The 2,798-nt window shown below is 62.4% G+C and carries 3 protein-coding genes; 2 read left to right on the forward strand and 1 reads right to left on the reverse strand.

Annotated elements, in window-relative coordinates:
• Positions 1-705 (forward strand): DUF58 domain-containing protein (locus tag HUJ17_RS13635; RefSeq protein ID WP_290511203.1); only part of this gene is annotated, 705 nt, incomplete at its 5' end.
• Positions 706-926: 221 nt separating this feature from the next.
• Here HUJ17_RS13635 and HUJ17_RS13640 read toward each other — a convergent pair.
• A complete protein-coding gene (locus HUJ17_RS13640; RefSeq protein ID WP_366471182.1) occupies positions 927-1,478 on the reverse strand; it encodes an elongation factor P hydroxylase in 552 nt (183 codons plus the stop codon).
• A 64-nt stretch (positions 1,479-1,542) separates the two neighbouring features.
• Between HUJ17_RS13640 and HUJ17_RS13645 the strand changes: the two genes are divergently transcribed.
• Positions 1,543-2,798: MATE family efflux transporter (locus HUJ17_RS13645; protein ID WP_290511205.1), on the forward strand; the 1,256-nt coding region annotated here is incomplete at its 3' end.

Raw genomic sequence — 2,798 nt, forward strand, 5'->3', positions numbered from 1 at the left:
GGTGACAGCCTGCGGCAAATCGACTGGAAGGCCACCGCCCGACGGCGCAGCCTGATCAGCCGGGAATACCAGGATGAACAGAATCAACAGGTGCTGATAATGCTGGATGGCGGCCGCCGTCTGGGCATGCCGGTGGGCTCACTGACCGGTTTCGATCACGCCCTTAACGCCGCACTGCTGCTCGCCTGGAGCGCCCTCAAGCAAAAGGACAAGGCCGGCGCCATGCTGTTTTCCGGCGACCAGCCACGCTGGCTGCCACCGGTGCAGGGCCAGCAGGGCATCAACCACCTGCTCAACGGGCTCTACGATCTGCACCCCAGCCAGCATGCCAGCGACTTCAGCCTGGCCGCCCGGCAACTGGTCCGCCGCAGCCGCCGACGGGCCCTTGTAGTACTGGTCACTCGTCTGCAGCAGGAAGATCTGGATGATCTGATGAGCGCCGTGTCGCTGCTGCGTCGCCACCATCTGGTGTTGATTGCCGACATGCTGCTGCCGGAACAGGAACAACTGTCACGGCAACCGGTGGGCAACGATTTTGATCAGGCCCTGCAAGTGTGTGCCGACGCCCAGGAACAACAGGCCCGCCACGACCTGCATACCCGCCTGCGTCACGCCGGCGCGCTGGTCACGGCAACCACCCCGCAGCACATGCCGGCGCAGCTCAACAACCTGTATTTGATGCTGAAACGCAGCGGACGCTTATAGATCCAACGCCGCCCCGCCGTAGGAGCCTCGCTGGCGGCGCGAGCCGGAACGAAGTGCAGGTAACGTCCGCCAGGGCGGCCCGCAGGGGGCACGGAGTGCATAAACCCAAAACCTGAAAAGACGGCTGTACCACAGAGGGCGCAGAGATCACTGAGGAAAAGACTGGGTTTTCTCTGTGTGCTCCAAGGTGTGCTATCGCGCCGCCAGCGACGCTCCTACGACTAGCTTGGGTGCATGAATGTCTCTTCCAAAGCCGTTTCCAGCTCCCCGTGCGCCCTGCCGTAGTACTCCATCAGTACCTGACACCAGAGCCTTGGCCGCTCCGCTAACCCGGCTTTCAAAAGGGCCTGCGCTTTTTCTCTGACCTTCACAGCGAAGTCCCTTCCATCCCCCGCCTCCCCATCCAGGTTATCCAGAGACACCCGAAACGGATGCCCGCAGGCCGCACAGAAAAGCGCCTCATAGGCCTGGGGCAACACTTCTACCCGGGTGAACTCTGCCTGCTGCTCCGCATTGCGGCCATCCGGGGCATACCAGTAGCCATAATCTTCCTGCTGACGGCGCGCCGGACCTGCCACGCACCAGTGGGCGATTTCGTGCAGGGCGCTGCGGAAATAGTCACGGGTATAGCAGATACGATGGGGATTGCCCGGACGATACACGGGTTCGTCCGCGCCGCCTTCCAGCACGGTGGTGTGGGAATGAAAAAAAGTGGCCCTAAACAGTCTGTCCAGGTCCTCGCTACGGTGCCCCCGAACAGCGCTTTGCGGTATGGTAGCCGCCTTTGTTTGGCCCTGTGGTTTACCGCCAAGATCACCCATAAGATTCGTCGCGCCTATGTCATCCCGTCGTCAGGAGCTCGTCGCCCAGCTCACCCTTGCCCTGCCCATTCTCGGCGGCCAGTTGGCCCAGACCGCCAATGGCTTCGTGGATACCATGATGGCCGGTCGGGTCAGTGCCAATGATCTGGCGGCAGTGGCGGTGGGTGCCAGCATCTGGGTGCCCCTGTTTCTGTTCATGACCGGCGTGCTGATGAGTGCCACACCGATTCTGTCCCGCCATCTCGGCGGCGAAGCTTACCATCGCATCAACCCGCTCGCCCAGCAGGGCATCTGGCTGGGCCTGGGGTTGGGGGTGCTCTGTGCCCTGATTCTGCGCAGCATCGCACCGGTGTTGGTGTGGATGGACGTGGACCCGGCCATTCGCCCGCTGGTCAGTGGCTATCTGGATGCCCTCAGCTGGGGCATGCCCGGTGCCGCCCTGATGCTGGCCATGCGCAGCTACACGGAATCCATGAATCACACTCGCCCGGTGTTGCTGTTCAGTGTGATCGGCCTGCTGATCAATATTCCCAGCAACTATGTGCTGATCTACGGCAAGCTGGGCTTTCCCGCCATGGGCGGCGTGGGCTGTGGCTGGGCTACCTCCCTGGTGATGTGGTCCATGGCACTGATGATGCTGTTTTATACCCACCGCCACCCGGTGTACCAGCATGCTCCGCTGAATCTGCGCCGGCGCCACGTTGAGATGGCCAGTCTGGGGTACATGTTGCGTCTGGGTCTGCCGGTGGGCTTATCGATCTTTTTCGAGGTCAGCATCTTTGCCGTGATTGCCCTGCTGATTGGCAGCCTGGGCGCCCAGATCGTGGCCAGCCACCAGATCGCCCTGAATTTCACCTCGCTGATTTTCATGGTACCGCTCAGCTTTTCCCTGGCGGCCTCCGTGCGAGTGGGCCATGCCAGGGGACGCCACGACGAGCAGGGGCTGCGACATGCGGTGCAGGTGGCACTCTGTATCACCACCGTGGTGGGCGTGACAGCGGCAGCGGCGCTGGTCCTGGCAAGAGGCTGGATCCCCCATATCTATACCAACAACCGGGACGTCATTGAGCTGGCCACCTATCTGTTGCTGTTCGCGGCGTTGTACCAGGTATCCGATGCCCTGCAGGTATGTGCCAACGGCTGCCTGCGCGGCTTTGAAGACACCGCCTGGCCAATGATCATGACCCTGTTCGCTTACTGGGGTGTGGGCCTGCCACTGGGGTACGGCCTGGGCCTGACCCACTGGTTCGGCGAACCCATGGGGCCGGCAGG

Source organism: Alcanivorax sp., assembly GCF_014762765.1.
Taxonomy (GTDB): domain Bacteria; phylum Pseudomonadota; class Gammaproteobacteria; order Pseudomonadales; family Alcanivoracaceae; genus Alcanivorax.